At 43.7% G+C, this 22115-nt stretch carries 19 protein-coding genes; 10 read left to right on the top strand and 9 right to left on the bottom strand.

Annotated features, from left to right (window positions below; translation table 11 throughout):
* Positions 1–3 precede the first annotated feature (3 nt).
* From ACE01U_RS10245 to ahr, 4 genes are read left to right on the top strand one after another with little or no spacing between them, the layout of a single operon-like run.
* Positions 4–546: a M23 family metallopeptidase gene (locus tag ACE01U_RS10245; protein ID WP_395579422.1), complete on the top strand. Its 543-nt coding sequence runs from the start codon at positions 4–6 to the stop codon at positions 544–546.
* Positions 547–561: 15 nt separating this feature from the next.
* On the top strand, positions 562–807 hold the full coding sequence (locus ACE01U_RS10240; protein WP_086210351.1) for a hypothetical protein: 246 nt from the start codon (positions 562–564) through the stop codon (positions 805–807).
* 21 nt (positions 808–828) lie between these two features.
* Entirely contained in the window at positions 829–1383 is a 555-nt protein-coding gene (locus ACE01U_RS10235; protein WP_086210352.1) for a DNA-3-methyladenine glycosylase I, read from the top strand.
* A 33-nt stretch (positions 1384–1416) separates the two neighbouring features.
* Positions 1417–2439, top strand: a complete 1023-nt coding sequence (ahr, locus tag ACE01U_RS10230; RefSeq protein ID WP_086210353.1) for an NADPH-dependent aldehyde reductase Ahr — start codon at positions 1417–1419, stop codon at positions 2437–2439.
* Between the two features lie 28 nt (positions 2440–2467).
* On the opposite strand, the gene ACE01U_RS10225 is transcribed toward ahr, so the two are convergent.
* Positions 2468–3919: an aminotransferase-like domain-containing protein gene (locus ACE01U_RS10225; RefSeq protein ID WP_395579396.1), complete on the bottom strand. Its 1452-nt coding sequence runs from the start codon at positions 3917–3919 to the stop codon at positions 2468–2470.
* Between the two features lie 99 nt (positions 3920–4018).
* Between ACE01U_RS10225 and ACE01U_RS10220 the strand changes: the two genes are divergently transcribed.
* Positions 4019–4423, top strand: coding sequence for a hypothetical protein (locus tag ACE01U_RS10220; RefSeq protein WP_395579395.1), 405 nt, complete (start codon positions 4019–4021; stop codon positions 4421–4423).
* Positions 4424–4474: 51 nt separating this feature from the next.
* Here ACE01U_RS10220 and ACE01U_RS10215 read toward each other — a convergent pair whose 3' ends face one another.
* Both ACE01U_RS10215 and dapB read right to left on the bottom strand, forming a co-directional pair.
* On the bottom strand, positions 4475–5122 hold the full coding sequence (locus ACE01U_RS10215) for an START domain-containing protein (RefSeq protein WP_086210356.1): 648 nt from the start codon (positions 5120–5122) through the stop codon (positions 4475–4477).
* 57 nt (positions 5123–5179) lie between these two features.
* Positions 5180–6001 (bottom strand): 4-hydroxy-tetrahydrodipicolinate reductase, encoded by an 822-nt coding sequence (dapB, locus tag ACE01U_RS10210; protein ID WP_151706321.1) that lies wholly within the window; start codon positions 5999–6001, stop codon positions 5180–5182.
* A gap of 197 nt (positions 6002–6198) precedes the next feature.
* Between dapB and ACE01U_RS10205 the strand changes: the two genes are divergently transcribed.
* A complete protein-coding gene (locus ACE01U_RS10205; protein ID WP_086210358.1) occupies positions 6199–6435 on the top strand; it encodes a hypothetical protein in 237 nt (78 codons plus the stop codon).
* 63 nt (positions 6436–6498) lie between these two features.
* Here ACE01U_RS10205 and dnaJ read toward each other — a convergent pair whose 3' ends face one another.
* The 4 genes from dnaJ to ACE01U_RS10185 form a co-directional block, all read right to left on the bottom strand.
* Entirely contained in the window at positions 6499–7617 is a 1119-nt protein-coding gene (gene dnaJ / locus ACE01U_RS10200; protein ID WP_086210359.1) for a molecular chaperone DnaJ, read from the bottom strand.
* Positions 7618–7721: 104 nt separating this feature from the next.
* Complete coding sequence (locus ACE01U_RS10195) at positions 7722–8099, bottom strand: hypothetical protein (protein ID WP_086210360.1); 378 nt, start codon at positions 8097–8099, stop codon at positions 7722–7724.
* Between the two features lie 130 nt (positions 8100–8229).
* Positions 8230–11367 (bottom strand): efflux RND transporter permease subunit, encoded by a 3138-nt coding sequence (locus ACE01U_RS10190; protein WP_395579394.1) that lies wholly within the window; start codon positions 11365–11367, stop codon positions 8230–8232.
* A 2-nt stretch (positions 11368–11369) separates the two neighbouring features.
* Entirely contained in the window at positions 11370–12470 is a 1101-nt protein-coding gene (locus ACE01U_RS10185) for an efflux RND transporter periplasmic adaptor subunit (protein ID WP_086210386.1), read from the bottom strand.
* A 151-nt stretch (positions 12471–12621) separates the two neighbouring features.
* Here ACE01U_RS10185 and ACE01U_RS10180 point away from each other — a divergent pair, with 151 nt between their 5' ends.
* The 4 genes from ACE01U_RS10180 (at position 12622) to ACE01U_RS10165 (ending at position 18807) form a co-directional block, all read left to right on the top strand.
* Positions 12622–13263 carry a TetR/AcrR family transcriptional regulator gene (locus ACE01U_RS10180; RefSeq protein WP_086210362.1) on the top strand — a complete coding sequence of 214 codons (642 nt, stop codon included), beginning with the start codon at positions 12622–12624 and terminating at the stop codon, positions 13261–13263.
* A gap of 191 nt (positions 13264–13454) precedes the next feature.
* Positions 13455–16139, top strand: a complete 2685-nt coding sequence (gene ppc, locus ACE01U_RS10175) for a phosphoenolpyruvate carboxylase (protein WP_395579393.1) — start codon at positions 13455–13457, stop codon at positions 16137–16139.
* Positions 16140–16438: 299 nt separating this feature from the next.
* Positions 16439–17740, top strand: a complete 1302-nt coding sequence (locus ACE01U_RS10170) for a solute carrier family 23 protein (RefSeq protein ID WP_395579392.1) — start codon at positions 16439–16441, stop codon at positions 17738–17740.
* Between the two features lie 161 nt (positions 17741–17901).
* A complete protein-coding gene (locus ACE01U_RS10165) occupies positions 17902–18807 on the top strand; it encodes a LysR family transcriptional regulator (protein WP_395579391.1) in 906 nt (301 codons plus the stop codon).
* On the opposite strand, the gene ACE01U_RS10160 is transcribed toward ACE01U_RS10165, so the two are convergent.
* Both ACE01U_RS10160 and ACE01U_RS10155 read right to left on the bottom strand, forming a co-directional pair.
* Positions 18804–19541: a sulfite exporter TauE/SafE family protein gene (locus ACE01U_RS10160; protein ID WP_086210366.1), complete on the bottom strand. Its 738-nt coding sequence runs from the start codon at positions 19539–19541 to the stop codon at positions 18804–18806. The two genes, ACE01U_RS10165 and ACE01U_RS10160, sit on opposite strands and share 4 nt — an antisense overlap.
* Positions 19542–19701: 160 nt before the next feature.
* Positions 19702–21807 carry a TonB-dependent siderophore receptor gene (locus tag ACE01U_RS10155; protein WP_395579390.1) on the bottom strand — a complete coding sequence of 702 codons (2106 nt, stop codon included), beginning with the start codon at positions 21805–21807 and terminating at the stop codon, positions 19702–19704.
* Positions 21808–22115: the final 308 nt, after the last annotated feature.

Genomic DNA, 22115 nt, shown 5'->3' with positions numbered 1-22115 from the left:
TGTTTGCCTCGCATTTCTGCCATTAGCAGTCTAAGTATTCTTCTCCTTTTACTTGCTGCTTGTCGTACCCCCCCCCCTGTGCCCAGCGGTAGCCAATTACCCGCAGCTCAAGTTCAGCAGCTTAAAAATATGCGTTTAGCCCAACAATTCCCGGTACCAGTTCAGGGCATCAAACGTCATGCGCTCAAAGACACTTGGGGTGCCTCACGCAGCAGTGGGCGAACGCATGAAGGCATCGACATTTTGGCACCAAAGGGAACCAAAGTTTTTTCCGCCACAGAAGGCCTAGTCGCGGACTTACGTAATAACAATTTGGGTGGTAAAGTGGTTTGGATTATGGGACCCGCTGGCACATGGCATTATTATGCTCACCTTGATGATCATAAACGTGGTTTAAAGGTCGGAGACTATGTTAAAAAAGGCGATGTGATTGGCTATGTTGGCAACACAGGCAATGCACGATACACCGCCCCACATTTACATTATGGACTGTATTTACAAGGCAAAGGTCGTGGTGCAGTAAATCCCTATCCTTATTTACGTTAACTTTAGGAATTTTTCATGTCAGAAGCGTTGATCAACCGTCTGGTCGAATTTGCTGAATCAGGCAATCAACAAAAAATTATCTTGGCAGGACAAAGCCACCAAGGCTGGATCATGGAAATTACTGAAGATGCACTCTTAATCAGCACTGGATTTGCAGAAAAGACCGGAAAAGATGTTTGGATTAACTTCTCCGAGCTCGAACACGCCCAATTATTTTATTGGGATAATCAACTCGACCAATGGGCAACGTTTACCCTATAAATAAAAAAGGAGCATTTCCAGATGACCACTCAACGCTGCGGATGGTGCTCCTCAGACCCGCTCTACATCGACTACCATGATCATGAGTGGGGTAAACCACTACATGATGAAAAGCAGCTCTTTGCGATGCTCTGCCTCGAAGGTCAACAAGCGGGGCTGTCATGGATTACCGTCCTGAAAAAACGTGAACACTATCATCGCCATTTTTTCCAGCATTCCATCGAGCAAATTGCAAGTTTTAGCGAAGCAGACTTAGCCACTAAAGTCCAAGACGCAGGGCTAATCAGGCATATCGGAAAACTCACTGCGATTCGTGACAATGCGATTGCATGGGTTGCACTGAAACAACAAGGCATCAACCCTGTGGAATGGCTCTGGAACTTTGTCGAGCAACATGCCATCCACAATGATGTTCCTGACTACCGCACAGCACCTGCACAAACACCTCAAAGCCAAAGCATGTCAAAAGCACTGAAAAAACAGGGCTTCAAGTTTGTTGGCCCGACCACCTGTTATGCCTTTATGCAAGCGGTCGGCATGGTCAATGATCATGAAAATGGCTGTCATTTTAAATAAAACCATCTCAAACGATAAATAAGGACACCGAATATGACTGACAACACCATTCGTGCCTATGCGGCGATGCAAGCAGGCGAGGCCTTACAACCCTATCAATTCGATGCAGGCGAACTGCAAGCACATCAAGTTGAAGTGCAGGTGGAATATTGTGGACTGTGTCATTCTGATGTTTCGGTCATCAATAATGACTGGAATTCATCGGTCTACCCTGTGGTTGCAGGCCATGAAATTATTGGTACTATCATTCGCTTAGGCTCAGAGGCCAAAGGCTTAAAACTGGGGCAACGCGTAGGTATCGGTTGGACCGCTGAAAGTTGTCAACACTGTGACCCATGCGTGTCGGGGCAGCAGGTGCTCTGTACAGGCGGTTCAACAGCAACCATCGTAGGGCATGCAGGTGGTTTTGCCAACAAAGTTCGGGCAGGCTGGCAGTGGATTATTCCCTTACCTGAAGATCTAGACCCTGAATCAGCAGGGCCTTTGCTGTGTGGCGGGATTACTGTTTTTGATCCAATTTTAAAGCACCAAATTCAAGCTATTCACCATGTTGGTGTGATTGGCATTGGTGGGCTTGGCCATATGGCGATTAAGCTTCTGAAAGGATGGGGCTGTGAAATTACGGCATTCACGTCCAATTTAGACAAAGCTGAAGAGCTCAAGGCTATGGGGGCAGACCATGTCGTAAATAGCCGAGATGTGGATGCACTTAAAGCACAAAGAGGCAAATTCGATCTGTTGCTCAGTACGGTGAATGTCACGCTCAATTGGCAAGCGTATTTAGCCACACTTGCTCCGAATGGTACGGTACATATGTTGGGACTGCCCTTAGAACCGATGCAAATTTCTGCGGGTAGTCTAATTGGTGGGGCCAAATCTATCACAGGTTCACCGACAGGATCTCCTGCGGCATTACGCCAACTCCTCAAGTTCGCTGCACGTAAAAATATTGCGCCACAAATTGAACTGTATCCCATGTCGCAGTTAAATGAAGCGCTGGAACGTTTACATTCAGGGCAAGCACGTTATCGTATTGTCCTCAAAGCCGACTTTTAAACGATGAGCGCCTCAAAAGAGGCGCTTTTTAGACCGCTTGTTTAACCCCTACCGAACGATTAATTTGCGCTTTGACCCAATCGGCCAACAAGCTAACGGCCTCCCGAATATCTCCTGAAAGTTCATGTCCAGCATTGAGACGGATACAGTTTTTATAACGCTGCCCTTCTCCAAAAACCTCTCCGGGCACAATATTGATACCATGTTGTTGCGCAAAATAGTACATGTCTAAACCATCAATACTTTCGGGAAGTTGTAGCCATAGCGCATATCCTCCCAAGGGCTGATTGATCCGTAACTCTACCCCGTCAAAGGCATGCATGATCATGTGTCGATATTGTTCAACTTGCTGTTTCAAAATCGGTTTAAGCTGCTGTAAATGTTCGCGATAGGCACGGCTATAAATCAGGTCAGCCAGTGCCAACTGCAAAGGTGTATTCACGGTGATATTTTGCATCAGCAAAGTAGCCTTCAAATGCGCTAAGCGCTGCGGAATACAGAACCAACCTACCCGATACGCAGTTGAAAGTGACTTGGAAACCGAACCACAGAAAATCACATAACCCTGCTGATCCCAATATTTAATCGGCAACGGACGACTCGAGCTGAAGCTACACTCACCATAAATATCATCTTCAATTACATAGCATTGATAACGTGCAGCCAGTTGTGCGATTTTTTCTTTTTCTGCATTGCTTAGGCAAAACCCCAAGGGATTTTGATAATTGGCCGTAAGTAAGCATGCTTTTGCGCCTGAACTTTGCATGACTTGCTCTAAACGTTCCAAATCAAAACCTTGAGTATCGGCTGGAATTTCAATGATTTTTCGCTTTAAGCCAGCCAACATTTGCAGCTGACCATTAAAATTCGGTGTTGGGACAATCACGCTGTCCCCTTCTTGGCTTAAGTTTTGAATGATTACCGACAATGCAGGCATACAGCCATTGCTGATGTAAATATCATCCTGCGAAATGTAAAAACCATCTTCAGCCCAATGCTCCGACAAAGCTTGTCTTAGGCGAATATGACCTTGCTTATCACTATATAAAAAGTCTTCTGGTTGGCTATGCTTTAGTGCACGTTGGATTGAACGGCGGAGTGCCTCTACAGGCACATGTTTAGGCGAAAGCTGAATAGCACCCAAATGAATGAGACGACTGTTAATAGAAGACTGTTGAATTTCAAGTTGCAGTTCTAAATTTGAGATCTCACGCTCTTGGGACTGAAAGTCTGGATGCTGTGGCACAGGAATAGAGGGACTGGATTTTTTCTGATAGCTGACAAAATAGCCTGATTTATTTTTTACATGAATATAGCCCTGCGATTCGAGCAGTTCATAACAACTTTTGGCAGTATTTAGACTGACCTTTTGTAAAGTTGCAAACTGTCGCAAAGACAGCAATTTCTGTCCTGCGGGTAATTCCGCATTTTGAATTTTCTCAAGTAACTGCGTCGCCAAGCTCTGATACTGAAAAGCCATGCATCTGTACCTATTTTTTTAAATTTTATGTATCTGTATCCATTATGCGCACAGAATTATGCTCCTGTCATCCGTCAACGAACGTCAATAGGTGCCTTTATGAAAAAAATAATGATTTCTTTATTTTGTGTATTGAATTTATCTGCATGCCAACCGCAAAAGGTTTCACAGCAAGTACAGCAACAGCACTTTATTTGTAAAGCGCTCATTGAAGGGTTTCTCAAAACACAGAACTTAAATGACTACCAATTTTTAAGTTTACAGCCGAGCTTGACGGAAACGGCAACACAGCGAACCTATGAATATCGGTTGAACGATGAACGACAAATGCAGATAAATTTACCCAACAAGAAACATTTAGAATTTCAATGTGATCAAAGCAGTGCCAAACATTTCAAAATCTCACTTGCTGGTGAAGGACATGTCATGCTGAGTTTAATGCACCTAGATTTACCTCAGGCGTCGACTTTTCAGCAACTGACTGCTTACCAACAGCCTAAATAAAACCACCATCAAAATCAATTGCCTGTACCGCAGTGCAGGCTTTCAGCAGTTCTAACGTAAAGCCACAGGTAACTGCACAGGCAGATCACGCTGTTCCTGCAATTGCTTTTTCATTTTCTGTAGCATTTGATAAGGCTGCTGTTGGACGAACATGTTCACGATACTCAGTGGAATCGAGCCTTCAGGATTGGCATAACCCGAAGTGGAAACTCTCACTTTGTTTGGTCCGAGTTTTTGGAAAGTCCAATCGCCCTCATAGTGGTTTAAGCGTACATAGTCTGGATTTTTCAGAATATTTTTATCAATGGCTTTGTTTTTAATACTTATCACCCCCTGACTGTCCTTGATCATTTTGCCTTGCACCACCAAGTCGCGATCTTTTAAAGGAAAAGGAAAGTCGAGCACCATATACAACTGGAATTCACCTTTTTTATCATCGCGGGACAAAACTTTGACACTGCCCATATACGGTACCCATTTCACTGCGTGATCTACATCCAAAATCAGTGAAACGGCTTTTTCAATCGGCACATCAAACGTGGTTTCAGCCTTATATAAAAAAACGGGGTTTTGTGCATTTTGATAAGTCCAAACTTTAATATTATTTTTATGAATACTCAGTTTGGCTTGATCCATAGGCTTGGCTTGTGCTGTGCTCATTAGGGCAACAACACAAGCCATATACATGACTTTTTTCATTCTATTCTTCGTCTTATTTTCGTTTTTATCTTGTTTTTATTACGAATGAAACGGGTTTTATACCTGGATATCGTTAAAACCTAACACATCTTTCATATCATATTTACCTGCTTCACACCCGATGACCCAAGCCGCAGCACGTACTGCACCTGAAGCAAAGTTCATTCGGTTGGTCGCTTTATGGGTAATTTCAACACGCTCGCCATCGGCAATAAACATCGCGGTATGTTCACCGACAATATCGCCACCACGAATAGTTTGGAAGCCAATGCTTTGACGTTCACGAGGCCCTGTATGACCTTCACGGCAGTATACTGCATCCGTTTTTAAGTCACGCCCTAAAGCTCCAGCAATCGCTTCACCCATCATCAGCGCTGTGCCTGATGGCGCATCGACTTTATGACGGTGATGTGCTTCAATCACTTCAATATCCACCGTGTCACCAAAGACTTTAGAAGCCAATTCCAACAGTTTAATCGAAACGTTGACACCCACAGAATAATTGGCTGCATACACCACAGGTGTTTGAGTCGCAGAGTCATCCAAATAGGCTTTTTGTTCGTCATTCATGCCAGTAGTACCAATCACAATGGCTACACCCGCTTCACGACAAATTTTTAAATGTTGAACAGTCGCTACTGGTGCAGTGAAATCAATCACCACATCACACTCTTTCACTACCGCTTCTAGGCTACCCACCACCTTCACCCCAAGGCTACCAATTCCTGCAAGCTCACCTGCATCTGCACCAATCAATGAACTTTCAGGACGTTCAACGGCTGCAGCCAATTGATAGCCTGCTTCGTTTACTGCTTGAATAAGGATGCGACCCATACGACCGCCTGCACCCAAGACACCAATGCGTGGAGCTGCTGACATAATATATTCCTAATGTAGCTTCAAAATTGTTCTTACTATAGCAAAACTCATTGCCCAGACTAAGTTTTGTTAGCCATTTTCATCGAAAAAATCGCTTTATTTTCAAACATCATTTCTCGTCATTTTCACAAATTTGCAATCAATATTACGCAGACTAGGTTCGCGTTAAAAAACAACTTTAAAATGAGGAAAATAGAATGAAAGCAAAGGTACTTTTTCTAGCGATCGCGTTTGGGGGCTGTCTGGCAAATGTTCAGGCTGAACCTGCTGTTCAAGCAGGCGACACTTTGGAAAGTTTGTCACAAGTCAAAATTAGCACCAGTACACACCCAAAGGTCAATACTGAACAACAAGCACCATCTGTTACACCTGTTGAAGAGACCGTCTCTGTAGATCAGATTGATCAACCTGAACTTCCAACAGAAGTGCAGTAACATAAAAAAAGCGGGAAAATTTTCCCGCTCTTTTCAATCTTATTTAACCGATATGACGTTTTATCAGTCAAACAGACGGTCAAAGAAAGACTTTTTCTTCGGTGATGATTTGTGATCATCTCCATCCAGAGTTTCTTGCAACTCTTTTAACAACTCACGTTGACGTGCTGTTAAGTTGACTGGCGTTTCGATCACGATACGGCAGAGTAAGTCACCTTGCATACTGGTACGTACAGGTTTAACCCCTTTGCCACGTAAACGGAACATTTTACCCGTTTGTGTACCTTCAGGAATTTTCAAACTCACGCGACCTTCGAGTGTCGGGATTTCAATTTCTTTACCCAAAGCAGCATCGGCAATGCTTACAGGCACATCCATATACAGGTCTGCACCATCTCGTTGGAAGATTTCGTGTTCACGCACGACCACTTCTACGTACAAGTCACCTGACTGACCGTCACGAATCGCTTCACCTTTACCCGTTAAACGAACGCGGTCACCATTGTCGACGCCCGCAGGAATCGTCACTTCAAGGGTTTGTTGACGGTCTTTAACACCTGAACCATGACAAGTATTACATGGGTTTTTAATGATCTTGCCCTGACCACGACAAGTGCTACAAGTCTGCTGTACAGAGAAGAAACCTTGTTGCATGCGAACCTGACCTGCACCATGACAGGTTTTACAGGTTTCAACATCATTCGGGTTTTTAGAACCTTTGCCATCACACGTTTCACACGGTGCTGGTGCAGTAAAAGTAATGGTTTTCTTCACTCCTTTTACTGCTTCTTCCAAGGTCAGTTCCATTACATAACGTAAGTCAGAACCACGACGTGCACGCTGTTGACCACGACCGCCGCCGCCACCAAATGCGCCACCGAAAATGTCACCAAATTGACTAAAGATATCTTCTGCGCTGAAACCACCACCGAAGCCACCGCCGCCGCCCATACCACCTTCAAAGGCTTGATGCCCCATACGGTCATACATACTGCGCTTTTCGCTATCCGACAAAATTTCATAAGCTTCAGCAGCTTCTTTGAACTTCTCTTCAGCTTCGGCATTATCAGGGTTACGATCTGGATGATATTTCATCGCCAACTTACGGTAGGCTTTTTTAATTTCATCATCACTAGCGGTTTTAGCAACACCTAAAACCTCATAATAATCACGTTTAGCCATGTCTGGCGATGCTCCTCACGGAATTTATTTAATACTGGGCTGTGGTCTGAAATTGGGGGTCAAACCAAGTTTTACAAGGGGATGTTTGAAAAAAATCAGTATGTTTAGAAAACAGCCTTATTTTTCAAAAATTTAGAGAAGCCTTTAAACCATGCATTTAAAAGAAAAAGAAATGCAATACAGCTAAAAACGACACCTGCAACAGTACATGCAGTGACCCACAATGCGCTGTCCCAAGTGAAAAACATGAGCGGAATAAACCACAATGCTGCAAACAAAGCCAAGATGCTATAAATCACAATATTACGCATCACCCAAAGGGCTTGGGCTTGTAACCAGACCTCAGCGTGATCAATCTGCGTGACTTTCCGTGCATACCAATATGAAAATGCGCCACTAATCACAGTAAACAAAGCTAAAAACATGAAGACATAAGAAATCGCTATAGAGCGGCGATACTTGGTAATATTGTCTTGCATCATGCGTTTAACCCCATTTGCTACATCGTTCGTTTTGTAATGTGTAGCAAAAACTGCTTTATAAAAATGCCATAAATTTCAGGTGCTACTATATTGAAATTTTCAATGTTTCGCACCTGATATTGGCATAAATTTACAGCTTATGGCTAATTTTTTTTACTTTAAACCACTGCGCATACAAGGCAGGTAAAAAGAACAGGGTTAATAGCGTCGCTACAATCAATCCACCCATAATCGCAACAGCCATGGGACCAAAGAAAATACTTCTGGACAGTGGAATCATGGCAAGGACAGCCGCCAATGCCGTCAGCACAATCGGACGACAGCGTCGCACGGTTGCATCAATGATCGCATCCCATGTTTCATGCCCTGCTTGAATGTCTTGCTCAATCTGATCAATCAAGATCAACGAGTTACGCATAATCATCCCCGACAGGGCAATAGTGCCTAACATTGCAACAAAACCAAAGGGTTTATTGAACAGCAGCAAGAATAGCACCACACCAATTAAGCCTAAAGGTGCGGTAAGCAGTACAATTGTCGCACGCGACATACTGCGCAGTTGAATCATCAGCAAGGTCATGACCACGGCCAAGAACAAAGGCATGCCCGCTGCAACCGATTTACCACCACGTGCAGACTCTTCCACGGTACCACCCACTTCAACCAAATAACCATTTGGCAATTCGGCACGTAACTGATCCATCTGTTCAGCCATTTCATCCACTACAGTGGCAGGCTGTAATTTGGTTCGAATATCTGCACGCACCGTAATGGTCGGTAAGCGGTTACGGTGCCAGATCAATCCATCTTCAAAACCATAATTAATTTTCGCAATTTGCGCGAGTGGCACTGTGCCACCACTTGAGGTTGGAATAGCCAGACTGGAAAGGGACTCTACTTCAGCCCGTTCCGCTTGGTCTCCGCGTAAGCGGATCTCAATCAGTTCTCGCTTTTCACGGTATTGGTTAATCGTGGCACCCGAAATAGAACTGTTCAAGAAATTGGCTAAATCTAAACTAGACACCCCCATTTGGCGGGCACGGTCTTGATCAATCTCTAAGCTAATCACCTTACTTGGCTCACCCCAGTCAAGGTGTACATTCGTTGTGTTCGGGTTTGTGCCAATGAGCGCAGCTACTTTGTCCGCCCATGCACGAACCTGTGTCAAATCTTCACCTGATACTCGATACTGGATTGGATAACCAACAGGTGGCCCATTTTCAAGCAGAGAAACGCGAGTACGAACATCTGGCAGTAACTGACGGATTTGTGTATCTAAAGACTTGCGAATTTCATTTCGATCATCCAATGAAGAGGCCAAAACCACAAACTGTGCGAAACTTGCCTGTGGCAGTTGCTGATCGAGCGGTAAATAAAAGCGCGGTGAACCTGTGCCCACATAAGCCACATAGTTATCAATCCCCTTTTGCTTCGATAGGAACTGTTCGACCTTTTTCACTGCATTTTCAGTTGCGGTTAAAGACGCACCTTCCTCGAGTTTTAAATCGACCAAAATTTCTGCGCGATTCGAAGGCGGGAAGAATTGTTGTGGTACCAATTTAAACATGAGCACCGAGAGCACAAAGATCCCAACCGTTGTCGCAATGACCGTTTTTCGATAAGTCACACACAGATTGACCCAACGACGAAAACCTTGATAGAACTTGGTTTGATAGGGATCATGCTGCTCACCAGGATGATGCACCGTTGACTGTGGCTCAGGCTGCTGGCGCAATCGTGCCCACAACCGGCTATACCACGGTGCTTTTTGGATGAGATCCTTATTGAAATCAGGCAATAATTTGTCGCCCAAATAAGGTACAAACAATACAGCCGCAAACCACGACACAATTAAAGCAATGGTCACCACTTGGAAAATAGAACGCGTGTATTCACCTGTACTTGAAGCTGCTGTTGCAATTGGCAAAAAGCCCGCAGCGGTAATCAATGTTCCCGTCAGCATTGGGAAGGCCGTGGTTCGCCACGCATGCCCCGCGGCTTGTAGCCGACTATAGCCCTGCTCCATTTTAATGGCCATCATTTCGACTGCAATAATGGCATCATCAACCAACAGTCCCAGTGCTAAAATCAAAGCCCCCAACGAAATTTTATGCAAGCCAACATCAAAAATATTCATGCCTGCAAAGGTCATCGCTAAGACCAGTGGAATGGAGAATGCCACCACCAGCCCAGTACGGAAACCCAGTGAAAAGAAACTCACTAGCAGGACAATAATGACCGCTTCTGCAAGCACTTTCATAAATTCGTTGACACTGCGCTTCACCGCAACGGGCTGATCTGAAACTTTTTTCAGTTCCATACCAAGGGGTAAGGTTTTTTGCAGATTAGAAAACTCAGTCTCTAGGTTTTTACCCAAAGCCAAGATGTCGCCACCTTTGCGCATCGAGACCGCAATCCCGATACCATTTTCGCCCATAAAACGCATACGGGGTTGAGCTGGCTCACTAAAGCCTCGATAGACATCAGCAACGTCACTCAGCTGGATGGTTTTTCCATTGACCAAGAGTGGCATACGTTGCAGTTCTGCAACGCTTTTAATCTGCCCTGTGACTCTCAGTTGAATGCGGTCAGACTTCGTTTCAAAGAAACCTGCACTGGCCATGGTATTTTGCTGTTGCAACGCTTGTTGAATAGCTGTGACGGGAATACCTAACTGCGCAGCTTTGGTGTTGGAAATTTCAATCCAAATTTTTTGGTCTTGTAAACCAACAAGGTTCACCTTAGCCACATCTTTGACACGTTGTAGTTGTAACTGCAAACGATCGGCGTATTCTTTCATCACCGCGTAGTCAAAGTCTTTACCAGTCAATACATAGATATTACCGAAAGTGTCACCAAACTCATCGTTAAAGAAAGGACCCTGAACACCATCTGGGAGTTCATGCTTAATATCATTGACTTTTTTACGAACATCATACCAAACATCAGGTATTTCACTCGAGCGCATGGCATCACGTGCTACAAAAGTGACCATGGACTCGCCAGGTCGTGAATACGCCATAATGCGTTCGTATTTACCCGTGGTCATCAGTTCTTTTTCAATACGATCTGTGACTTGTTCCGATACCTCACGCGCAGTTGCACCAGGCCAGTATGTCTGCACCACCATGACTTTAAAGGTAAAAGGCGGGTCTTCACTTTGAGCAAGTTTGGAATAAGACACCACCCCAATGATCCCGAGTAACAACATAAAATAGAGGATCAAACCTTTATTTTTAAGTGCCCATTCGGACAGGTTGTAGTTCATGCTTAACTCCCTGCCGCAATCTGGACCGCTTTGTTATCACGGCTAATCGGTTTAATTTTCTGTTTTTCACGTAGTAAATGGACTCCGCCCACCACCACATAGTCTTTTGGCTGTAACCCTGAGCGAATAGTGACCGTATCGCGACCATACTCGCCAACAACCACAGGCACCTTACGAATACTGTTATCGCTGTTTACCACCCAGACATAGGCATTTTTCCCACTCGCTGAAACACTGGCTAACGGCACACTCAGCACATTACTCTCGGTGGAGCTAAAGAATACGCGTGCACTTTGCCCCAACTGAATCGCATTTTGCCCTTCACGCAGCGCCACTTTGACACTAAAGGTTCGGGACTGATCGGCTGCAGGGGAAATTTCACGTACATAGGCTGCAAAACGCTGATCGGGCTGAGACCATAGCGTAACGACGGCATCCTGTCCCACTGTAATTTTAGGAATAGCTTGTTCAGGGACACCGATCACGACTTCGCGATCACCTGAAATCGCCAGTTGAAAAGCGGGCTGTCCTGCTGAAATCACTTGCCCAATTTCAATATTTCGCTCGGTAATCACGCCATTTTTATTGGCAATCAGTTGGTTATAGCTGGTTTGGTTTTGTGTAACATTAAAATTGGCTTGGGCTTGTTTTAAGCTCGACAGTGCTGCTTTATATTGATTTTCAACGCTGTCGTACTGTGAACGACTGACCGCATTACTGGGTAATAATTGCTTAAAACGGTTAAGTTCATCCTGTGCATTTTTCTCAGCCGCTTGTGCACTCTCGAGTTGGGCTTTGGCAGAATTTAACTGTAACTGAGCATCTTGCACATCTAAGCGTGCTAAGACTTGTCCAACTTTGACTTGATCCCCCACATCGACCAATCGCTCTGTAACTTGCCCCCCAACACGAAACGACAATGCTGTTTGTTGGCGGGCTTGTACTTCACCCGCATAACTTTTTTGTTCTAAATGTGTGGTATTCGGTTGGCTCACCATAACTAGAGGGATGGGTTCTGATTCAGCCGTGTCTTTGCTGCATCCCCACAAGGTGATACTACATACCACCATCATACTTGCCACAAGGGTCTGAATTCTGCTCATTGAAGTCTGCTCTTCTTCCAAAATCACCTGCTCATCAGGCACAATATCCAGATGCAACATGGTTGTTTTTTAATTAATATACTGCATAGTACACTAATTAAAAATAGACTAAGATGTAAATGACTTTTTGAACTTTTTTTTAGGATCACTTGTGCAAGCTTCAGCAGGACGTCCAAAGGATTTAGAAAAACGGCAACGGATTTTGAATGTTGCACGTCAGTTGTTTTTACAACATGGTTATCATGGCTCCAGTATGGATCAGATTGCCAAAGAAGCCCATGTCACTAAACTGACGGTATATAATCATTTTCAGGATAAAGCCAACCTGTTTAGTTGTGCGATTGAGGAAACCTGTGAAAAGCTGATGCTGGGTCGTTCATTTCAATTGCAATGTGCAGAAGACTTCCAACCTATGCTCAAACAAATCTGTACGCTGTCGATGTATATTATTAATCTGCCCGAAGCAATTAAACTGGAACATTTGTTATTACAACTAGCGGCAGAGCAAAATCCTCTTTTACATAACTTCTATAAAGCATCTCATCTTAAAATGCAGACTATTTGGGAGCAATTTTTTCATCAGGCCCAAACACTAGGCGTACTTCAGTTTGAACAAGTCAATGATGCCATCACCTTATTAATGTCTTTGCTCTTTGGTTATCGTCATCAAGAAATGCTATTGGGGATGAACGAGGTTCCTAGTGCAGAACAATGTGAACAAATCATTCAAGAAGCGATCAGCATTTTTTTATTCAGATACCCGATACAAAAACACGAAAAGCAAATAGAGTGACTTTGAATTTTTTAATAACAAATTCAGTGATTTGTCACTTATTCATGTGATTGACTCAATAGAGAGCAGCGATATAAGTCTTTCATTTGTTTCTAAATTCAGCAATTAATCCCCTACTTTTGTCTGCCCCTACTTGGATTGTCACCGAATCGGGGTATAGTCAAATTAAGAACAACGAGGGAATAATAATCATGATTCAACAAATTGATGCTCCACTACGTGAAGATGTCCGATTACTCGGCAACTTGTTGGGTGAAACCCTCAAGGAGCATGCTGGACAAGATTTGTTTAATCAGGTCGAGCAAATTCGTGCCTTATCCAAAGGTGCTCGCGACGGACAAGTTGAAGCTGAAAAACAGCTCGAACAACTTTTTTTAAGTCTTGAAGATGATGAAATTCTCCCACTGACTCGTGCTTTTACTCACTTTTTGAATTTTGCCAACATTGCTGAACAATATCACGTTGTACGTAGCCGTCGTCAAAGCGAATTTGATGTAAACACCCCGTCTCCGAATCCGCTCGACCACCTCTTTGAAAAATTCAAGAATAATGACATTCCCACTGATACGCTATTTCAGCAAATCTGTGATTTGAATATTGAACTGGTGCTGACTGCTCATCCAACAGAAGTCAGTCGCCGAACCCTGATCCAAAAATATGATGGTATCAATAACGCTCTCTTTAAAATGGATCAGCAGAAACTCACCCCACGTGAGCGCCAAACAGTTCTTGAAGACTTAAAACAATTGATCTGTTCGGCATGGCAGACCGATGAAATCCGTCAACATCGCCCAACCCCTGTGGATGAGGCAAAATGGGGCTTCACCACCATTGAGCAAACCTTATGGAATGCAGTACCGAAGTTCATGCGTGAACTGGACGACATGGTGATTGAGCACTGTGGGCAACGTCTGCCCCTCCATGTTGCACCTGTTCGTTTCGCTTCATGGATGGGCGGTGACCGTGACGGCAACCCAAATGTAACCCACAATATTACTCAAGAAGTCCTGTGGCTATCCCGTTGGAAAGCGGCTGATCTGTACTTACGTGACATTGAAGATTTACGTTGGGAACTCTCGATTCAAAGCTGTAGCGATGAACTGCGTCAAGCCTTGGGTCAAGACCATCCTGAACCCTACCGTGAATATTTACGCGATACTCGCGAACGGCTAAAAGCTACGCGCCATTGGTTAGCAGAAAAACTGCGCGGTGCCGATGCCGATGACAGCCGTGTCATTAAAGCTAAAGATGAACTGCTACAGCCTTTACTACTGTGTTATCGCTCTTTAATTGCCAGCAATCTACCTGAAATTGCCAATGGGAAACTGCTCGATTTTATCCATCGGGTGAACTGTTTCGGGATTGAACTGCTGAAATTGGACATTCGCCAAGAGTCAGGACGGCATCGCCAAGCGATTTCCGCGATTACTGAATATCTAGGTCTGGGTAATTTTGAAACGTGGACTGAACAAGCGCGCCAAAACTTTTTATTGCAGGAACTACAAAGCAAACGTCCGCTGTTGCCGAAACATTTAAATGAGCCTGCACAAAGCTTAATTGAACAACCCGAAGTACAAGAAGTGTTTGCCACCATGCGCACTTTGGCAGCGCAGCCTCAAGAAAGTTTAGGTGCCTACATTATTTCGATGGCGGAATATCCAAGTGATGTACTGGCGGTACTACTTTTGCAAAAAGAAGCAGGGATCCAACATCCGCTGCGTGTGGTGCCTTTGTTTGAAACATTAAAAGACTTAGATGGCGCCGCAAGCACGATGAATACCCTATTCAATATGCATTGGTATAAACAGCATATTCAGGGCAAGCATGAAGTGATGATTGGCTATTCGGACTCGGCAAAAGATGCAGGTTTTATGTCGGCCAATTGGGCACAGTACCGTGCGCAAGAAGAATTAACCGCGGTTGCGAAAAAGCATAGCGTACAACTTACGCTATTTCATGGTCGTGGCGGTTCCATCAGTCGTGGCGGTGCACCAACACAACAAGCCCTGTTTTCACAGCCACCCGGCTCAATTTCAGGTGCCATCCGAGTCACTGAACAAGGCGAAATGATTCGCTTCAAGTTTGGCCTAGAAGGTATTGCGCTACAAAACTTAGAGATTTATACCGCTGCCACTTTAGAAGCCACTTTACTGCCACCGCCCGTTCCAAAACCTGAGTGGCGTGAGTTGATGCACAGCATGACCGATTTGTCGGTACAGGTGTATCGTCAAACCGTGCGAGAAAACCCTCACTTCGTCAAATATTTACGCACAGTCACGCCAGAGCTTGAACTGCAAATGCTACCGCTTGGCTCACGCCCTGCAAAACGTAAAGTCACTGGCGGCATTGAGTCCTTACGTGCTATTCCTTGGGTATTTGCGTGGACACAGATTCGTTTGATGCTACCCGCTTGGTTAGGTACAGGAGCGGCAATTAACCAAGTGATTGATCAAGGACATAAAGCTACCTTAGATGAAATGCTGGTGGCATGGCCGTATTTCCAGACCCTGATTGATATGTTGGAAATGGTGCTCTCAAAATCGGATGGTCATGTGGCGCTGTATTATGAATCACACCTGACCAATGATGAAGATTTGAAAGTGCTTGGGGAACATCTGCGTCAACGTTTAAAATATGCAGTGCAAACCCTGTTAGCACTTAAAGGTGAATCGAAACTACTGAGCAGTAACGAAGTTTTAGACCAGTCCATGCGTGTACGTAAGCCGTATTTATTGCCGCTACATTTGCTTCAGGCAGAGTTAATGAAACGTCGTCGCCGTTACTTAGAAAGTAGCCAAGAAACCAATACACCTGTAGACCATGCTCTGATGGTCAGTATTGCAGGCATTGCGGCTGGATTACGAAATACTGGTTAAAATTTTAAGCCTGTTTAATTTACAGCACATCACTATGGTGTGCTTTTTTATTGACCGCATGGTCAAACCTGTTAAAAAAATTTATCAATCTAATCATAATTATTTATGAATAAATAGTTGGCAAAAATTACCAATTAAGCCTTGATTTATCGTTATTTTTAAAAATTAAAACTTTTACCATGCGGTAAAAAGTTCTGAAAAGTCATAAGATTAGTTTGAACAATTTTTTGTATCACTGATTAAATCTTCTAAAAAACAAGAGTATGATGTGCACAATTTATCTTTAGAGTGCTCAAAAAATGTCCAATTGGTTCCCCAAATGGCGCCCGTACGAAGGCAACATAGATGCACGCCCTGTTGGTACAAGTGAATATCTTCCAGCTTCACAAAGTGCAATTTTAGGTGTTCAGCATGCCTTTGCTATGTTTGGTGCAACAGTTCTTGCACCATTCTTAATGGGTTTCGATCCTAATCTTGCCATCTTAATGTCAGGGATTTGTACCATCTTGTTCTTTATTATGACGGGTGGTCGTGTTCCAAGTTATTTGGGTTCAAGTTTTGCCTTTATTGGCGTGGTGATCGCTGCAACGGGCTATACTGCATCGGGCACAGGCGCACTCAATCCAAATTTAGCCATGGCGGGTGGCGGGATCATCGCTTGTGGTCTACTTTATACATTGTTTGGCTTTATGGTTATGGCAACAGGTACCAAGTGGATTGAAAAACTGATGCCACCTGTAGTGACAGGTGCTGTAGTCATGATCATCGGTCTAAACCTTGCCCCTGTTACAGTCAAAGGCGTTGCTGGCAATACCTTTAATATGTGGATGGCACTGGTTACCGTGTTATGTATGGGCTCAATTGCAGTCTTTACCCGTGGCTTATTGCAACGTCTCTTACTATTAATTGGTTTGTTACTGTCTTACTTGGTCTACTTTATTGTGACCAATGTCATGGGCTATGGCACAGCGATTAATTTTGCCCCGATTCAGCAAGCCGCTTGGTTTGGTTTACCGACTTTTCATGCGCCTGAATTTAATGCCAATGCCATGATGATCATTGCACCGATCGCGTTAATTTTGGTGGCAGAAAACCTCGGTCACATTAAAGCCGTGAGTGCGATGACTGGTGAAAACCTTGATCCGCACATTGGTAAAGCGTTTGTTGCCGATGGTGTCGCAACGACATTAGCCGGGGGCGTCGGTGCACCAGGCATGACCACCTATGGTGAAAACATTGGGGTCATGGCAGTCACACGAGTTTACTCGACCATCATTTTTGCCATCGCAGGTGTGTTTGCCATTTTCTTAGGCCTGTCACCGAAGTTTGGTGCCATCATCCATACCATTCCGACCGCGATTTTAACTGGTGCGTCGATTGTGGTGTTTGGTTTGATCACCATCGCAGGTGCAAAAATCTGGATTGAAAACAAAGTCGATTTTTCACAGAATAAAAATCTGATGGTGGCTGCAGTCACCATCATTTTAGGTACAGGTGATTTTGCCTTACAAGTTGGCAGTATTAACTTGGGCGGTATTGGTACTGCAACCTTTGCAGCTTTGTTCCTCAACTGGTTCTTCAGCTTAGGGCAAAAAGATTAATCGGCCTTATTTTTTGAGTATTCGTTTTTGATCGCAGCCTTCGGGCTGCTTTTTTTTGGTCGGATGCGCTACCTTCTATTTCATATGCCACTCTGCTAAAGGGATGTCTCAAAACGCAAAAAGGACTAAGATAAAGCAACTTTTTCCGCGTTGACCCTGCCATGCGCCTTGATTTTTTTGATCTGCAATTGTTTATCAATATCCTGAGTACAGGCAGTCTCACCAAAGGTGCAGAACGTTCCGCCATTTCTTTACAGGCAGCCAGTGAGCGGATTAAAAAATTAGAACAGCATTTTGAAGTCAGTTTATTTACCCGCCATGCAACAGGGGTAAAAGCGACCCTTGCTGGACAAACTTTTGCTGAACATGCACAACATTTGCTACAACAGCAGCAACAATTACAACAGGCTATGTTGCCCTTTGCCCACAGTGCAACGAGTAACATTATTCTGTGGTGCAACTCATCAGCGCAAAGTGAGTACTTACCCCATTTATTGCCACAGTATTTGATGGAAAATCCAAAACTTCATATCGAATTAAAGGAAGCTGAAACCAATGACATTATTCAGGCCCTCAGCATAGGCACGGCGAAGTTGGGACTGATTTCCAGTTTTTTCGATGCAGGACAACTTGAAACCCAAGAATTTGCTGACGATCCGTTGGTGCTGATCTGTCCAAATCAGCATGCACTTGCCACTGTGGTTCAACTGGAACTGGGTGAATTAGTGCAACATCCTTTTGTAGGCCTCATGCCATACCATTCCCTACAACAGTCAATCGAGGCTCAAGCCAAACGTTTAGGCTGTGAGATTCACTATCGGCTACGGGTCCCGAACTTTGCCGCAATCGCACAAGTCGTTGCCAATGGCGTCGGCATTGCCATTATTCCCAAACGGGCAGCACAGCGTTTAAACGTGCAGTATGACTTTCAGCAGATTGAACTACTAGGCAAATGGGCCAACCGCAAGTTGCTGCTAGCGACACGGTATTTTGATCAGCTCCCCGCAGATTACCAACGCTTTAGTCAATTCCTCTTGAGCCAACATGATCAACTCATTGCGCATTAAAGCCAGCCCAATTGATGTAAAACCATATAACTGCCAAATAGCACTAAGCCCACAAAAAACACCTTACGAAAGGCTTGCTCAGGGATGCGGTAGCGAATTTTAGTGCCCAACCACATTCCGAGCAATGCAGGCAGTAGTGCGATCAACGACAATTGATAGTCAATTGGGGTATCTTCAACAGGATTCAGATGTAAATATGCAGCTAGACACAAAGTTGAAACGGTAAAGGCAAGGCCAAGCGATTGTACCAAATCATCCCGCTTTAAATGCAAAGACTGCAAATACGGCACCACAGGAATCACCACCACCCCTGTCGCGACTGTCAAAGCACCACCCAAATAGCCCATGATCGGCGATAGATATTTTTCATAGGGGGCTAAGTTGGGCATGTTTTTGGCAAACAAACCATATAGACCATAAATGGCCAGCATTCCGCCCAACAACGCTTCACTTTGAAATTCGCCATGTCCGAGCGTAGGAAAAACACTCCAAACTGAACCGATGATCATGCCCACCAACAAGGGCCAAAAGCGCTGTAGCAGTCGCAGTACACGCCCTTCTGCGAACAATTGCCAAACGTTCGTGACCATGGAAGGGATTATGAGCAAAGTTGCCGCTTGAAATGGGCTAATCACCAAAGATAAAAGTCCCATCGACACGGCGGGCAAGCCCAATCCAATGGTGCCTTTAATCATACCTGCGACAGCAAAAACAAAAATAACAAAAGCAAGCATGACGATTCTCTCTAAACACTTAGTGCCATGCTATAAAATTTGAATGCGGGGTCATATCACTGTTTTTAGAAGTAAGCCTCAATCAAAGATTGAGGCTTACTGGAAAGCATGCTCTGGACTCAACTGTTACTGAATCCAGATGTGATGGCTGTGATTCTGCTTAGTATTTGAATTTCACATTAAAACGGATCATACGTGGATCACCCCAATTCACTAACTGTGCATTTGGCGTTGTTCCAGCCAAGTATTCACGATCAAATAGGTTTTTAATACTTAAGCCTGCACCCCACTTTTTCGCCTCATAGCCTGCATTGACATCAAATAAAGCATAGCTTGGTAGATAAACATAATCCGTACTACGCTGTGCAGTACGAGAACCTTGATAACGAATTCCGGCGCCAATATTCCAACCCAATTGATCAGGGGCAAAATAATACTGCGTCGACAATGTCGCTGTATTTTTAGGCACATGATTAATTCGCTTGCCAATATCACTGCTGGTTTCACTTTCAGTAATTTTGGCTGTAGGAATATAACTATAGGTTGCGGTCAGGTTCCATTGATCAGTTAAAGCTGCGGATAATTCAGTTTCAAAGCCTTTGGTCACCTGCTCACCTGTTTGAATAGAGAAATTTCCAGAAGCATCTGCTTCAGTGACATTCTGACGGGTTAAATCATAATAAGCTAAATACCCCTGAAAACGTTGATCAAATGCCTGTAGTTTTACCCCAACCTCAGCTTGTTTCCCCTCTTCTGGATCAAGTAATGAACCATTTTCACCAGAATCGGTCACTGGCATAAAAGAGGTCGAGTAACTGATATACGGCGCAAACATATCATTGATACGATACATCACCGAAGCACTACCGGTAAAAGCATTATCTGAATTTTTAGTCGTTGTATTGGCTAAAATATTGTCAATTTCAACTTGTGTCCAATCATGACGACCAGACAAACCAATAATCCAGTCATCATCAATTTTAATGGTGTTGCGTAGGTATAAACCAGTATATTGGCTATAGGTAATTTCTTCAGTTGGCGTACCTACTTTTTTAATACTGATATTGCCATAACTAGGATTACTTGCATCAAAGTCATTGATTGTATCTGTACGACGATAATAATCACTGCGCTCACGCATCATATCCACACCAACCATCACATCATAGTTGATACGTCCTAAATTGAAGTTACGCTGTAAATTATTATCCAAGGTATAATTCACATCTTGTTTATCTTGATTATTAATCGCACGTTTAATTGTAGGTAATGTATTTCGACCAGATGCTAAAATCGAATCACCTAATGTCTCGGTTTTCGTTACTGCGAAGTTTTGTTTAAAGGTCCAATCATTGTCAAAATAATGTGCATAATTTGCACCTAAACGATAAACATCGACGTCATAACCATAGTCAGGATCACCAAAGAACAGACTATGCGAATAATTCTTATAATTTCCACCACTATATGGAATACCCTGTTGACGGACATATTCACGGCGTTGGTAACTGGCGATGACAGACAAATCATCTTTTTCGCCTAAATCAAAATTATAAGATGGTGCGATATAATAATTTTTAAAATAAACATGATCGGTTGGATCATCCTGATCAGACACTCGTCCAACAACACGAAATGCCCCTTTCTCTGTATTGTTTGGTGCATAATTAAGATCGAAAGTCGCTTCTTTTAAACCATAACTCCCATAGCTTAATGCCCCTTTATAAGCGGTCCCTGCTTGTGGACGCTTAGTGGTTAAATTGACTAAACCACCTGGTAAGGCAAAGCCAAAACCTGTCGATGTTGGCCCTTTCACCACTTCAATCGACTGCAAGCCAGTGATGTCTTCTGAACGTAGGGCATTATCCGAAGTTTGAATACGCAAGCCATCGACATAAGTCTGTGAGCTAGAAATTTGCCCACGAATAATAAAATCATCCCAACCACGGCGTCCATACTGTCCAGACGTCACACCTGCAACACCTTCAAGTGCTTCCGCCACTGTTTTGGCTTGTTTTTGTTCAATTTGTTGATTGCTAATAACACTAATCGATTGTGCAGTTTCAAAGAGTGGCGCATCGGAACGTAGCACGGCTGAGGCCGTTTTGGCTGCATATGCCGCTTTTGCATCTGCATCTTGGGCTTCAAATTGCAAAGTCGGTAAAACTTGAGATGATGCTGTCTCCTGTGTCTCGCCCTGAGCAAACGCTGCTGTAGTCATCACGGCCAGAATGGATAAGCTCAAAGAAGAAATATGAAAACGCATAGCATCAATCAACAAACAGAAAGAATCTCAATTATAATCATTTTCATTTGTAAACATATTAATTAATAGAATTTAACAATGATTTAAACTGTTAACACTCATTAAATTTATAAATAAGAATTCAAGTGCCTGAAAAATAATGATCCAGATTAAGCATGTTGCTTATATCGTAGGGGCTTGGCCTTCACACAGATTAAACAAGCATGCCCTCAAGACAACTGAAAACGTTTTCAGCATTAGCAAACTAAGTATTTATTTTTAAGATAAATTTTATCATGCAGGTTCAAGCGCACTTTGAACCCAACTTA

The organism is Acinetobacter halobius (assembly GCF_044130335.1).
In the GTDB taxonomy this organism is placed as follows: Bacteria; Pseudomonadota; Gammaproteobacteria; order Pseudomonadales; family Moraxellaceae; genus Acinetobacter.
Note: the sequence above shows the minus strand (reverse complement) of the source record. Positions and strands in the feature narration are given on the sequence as shown.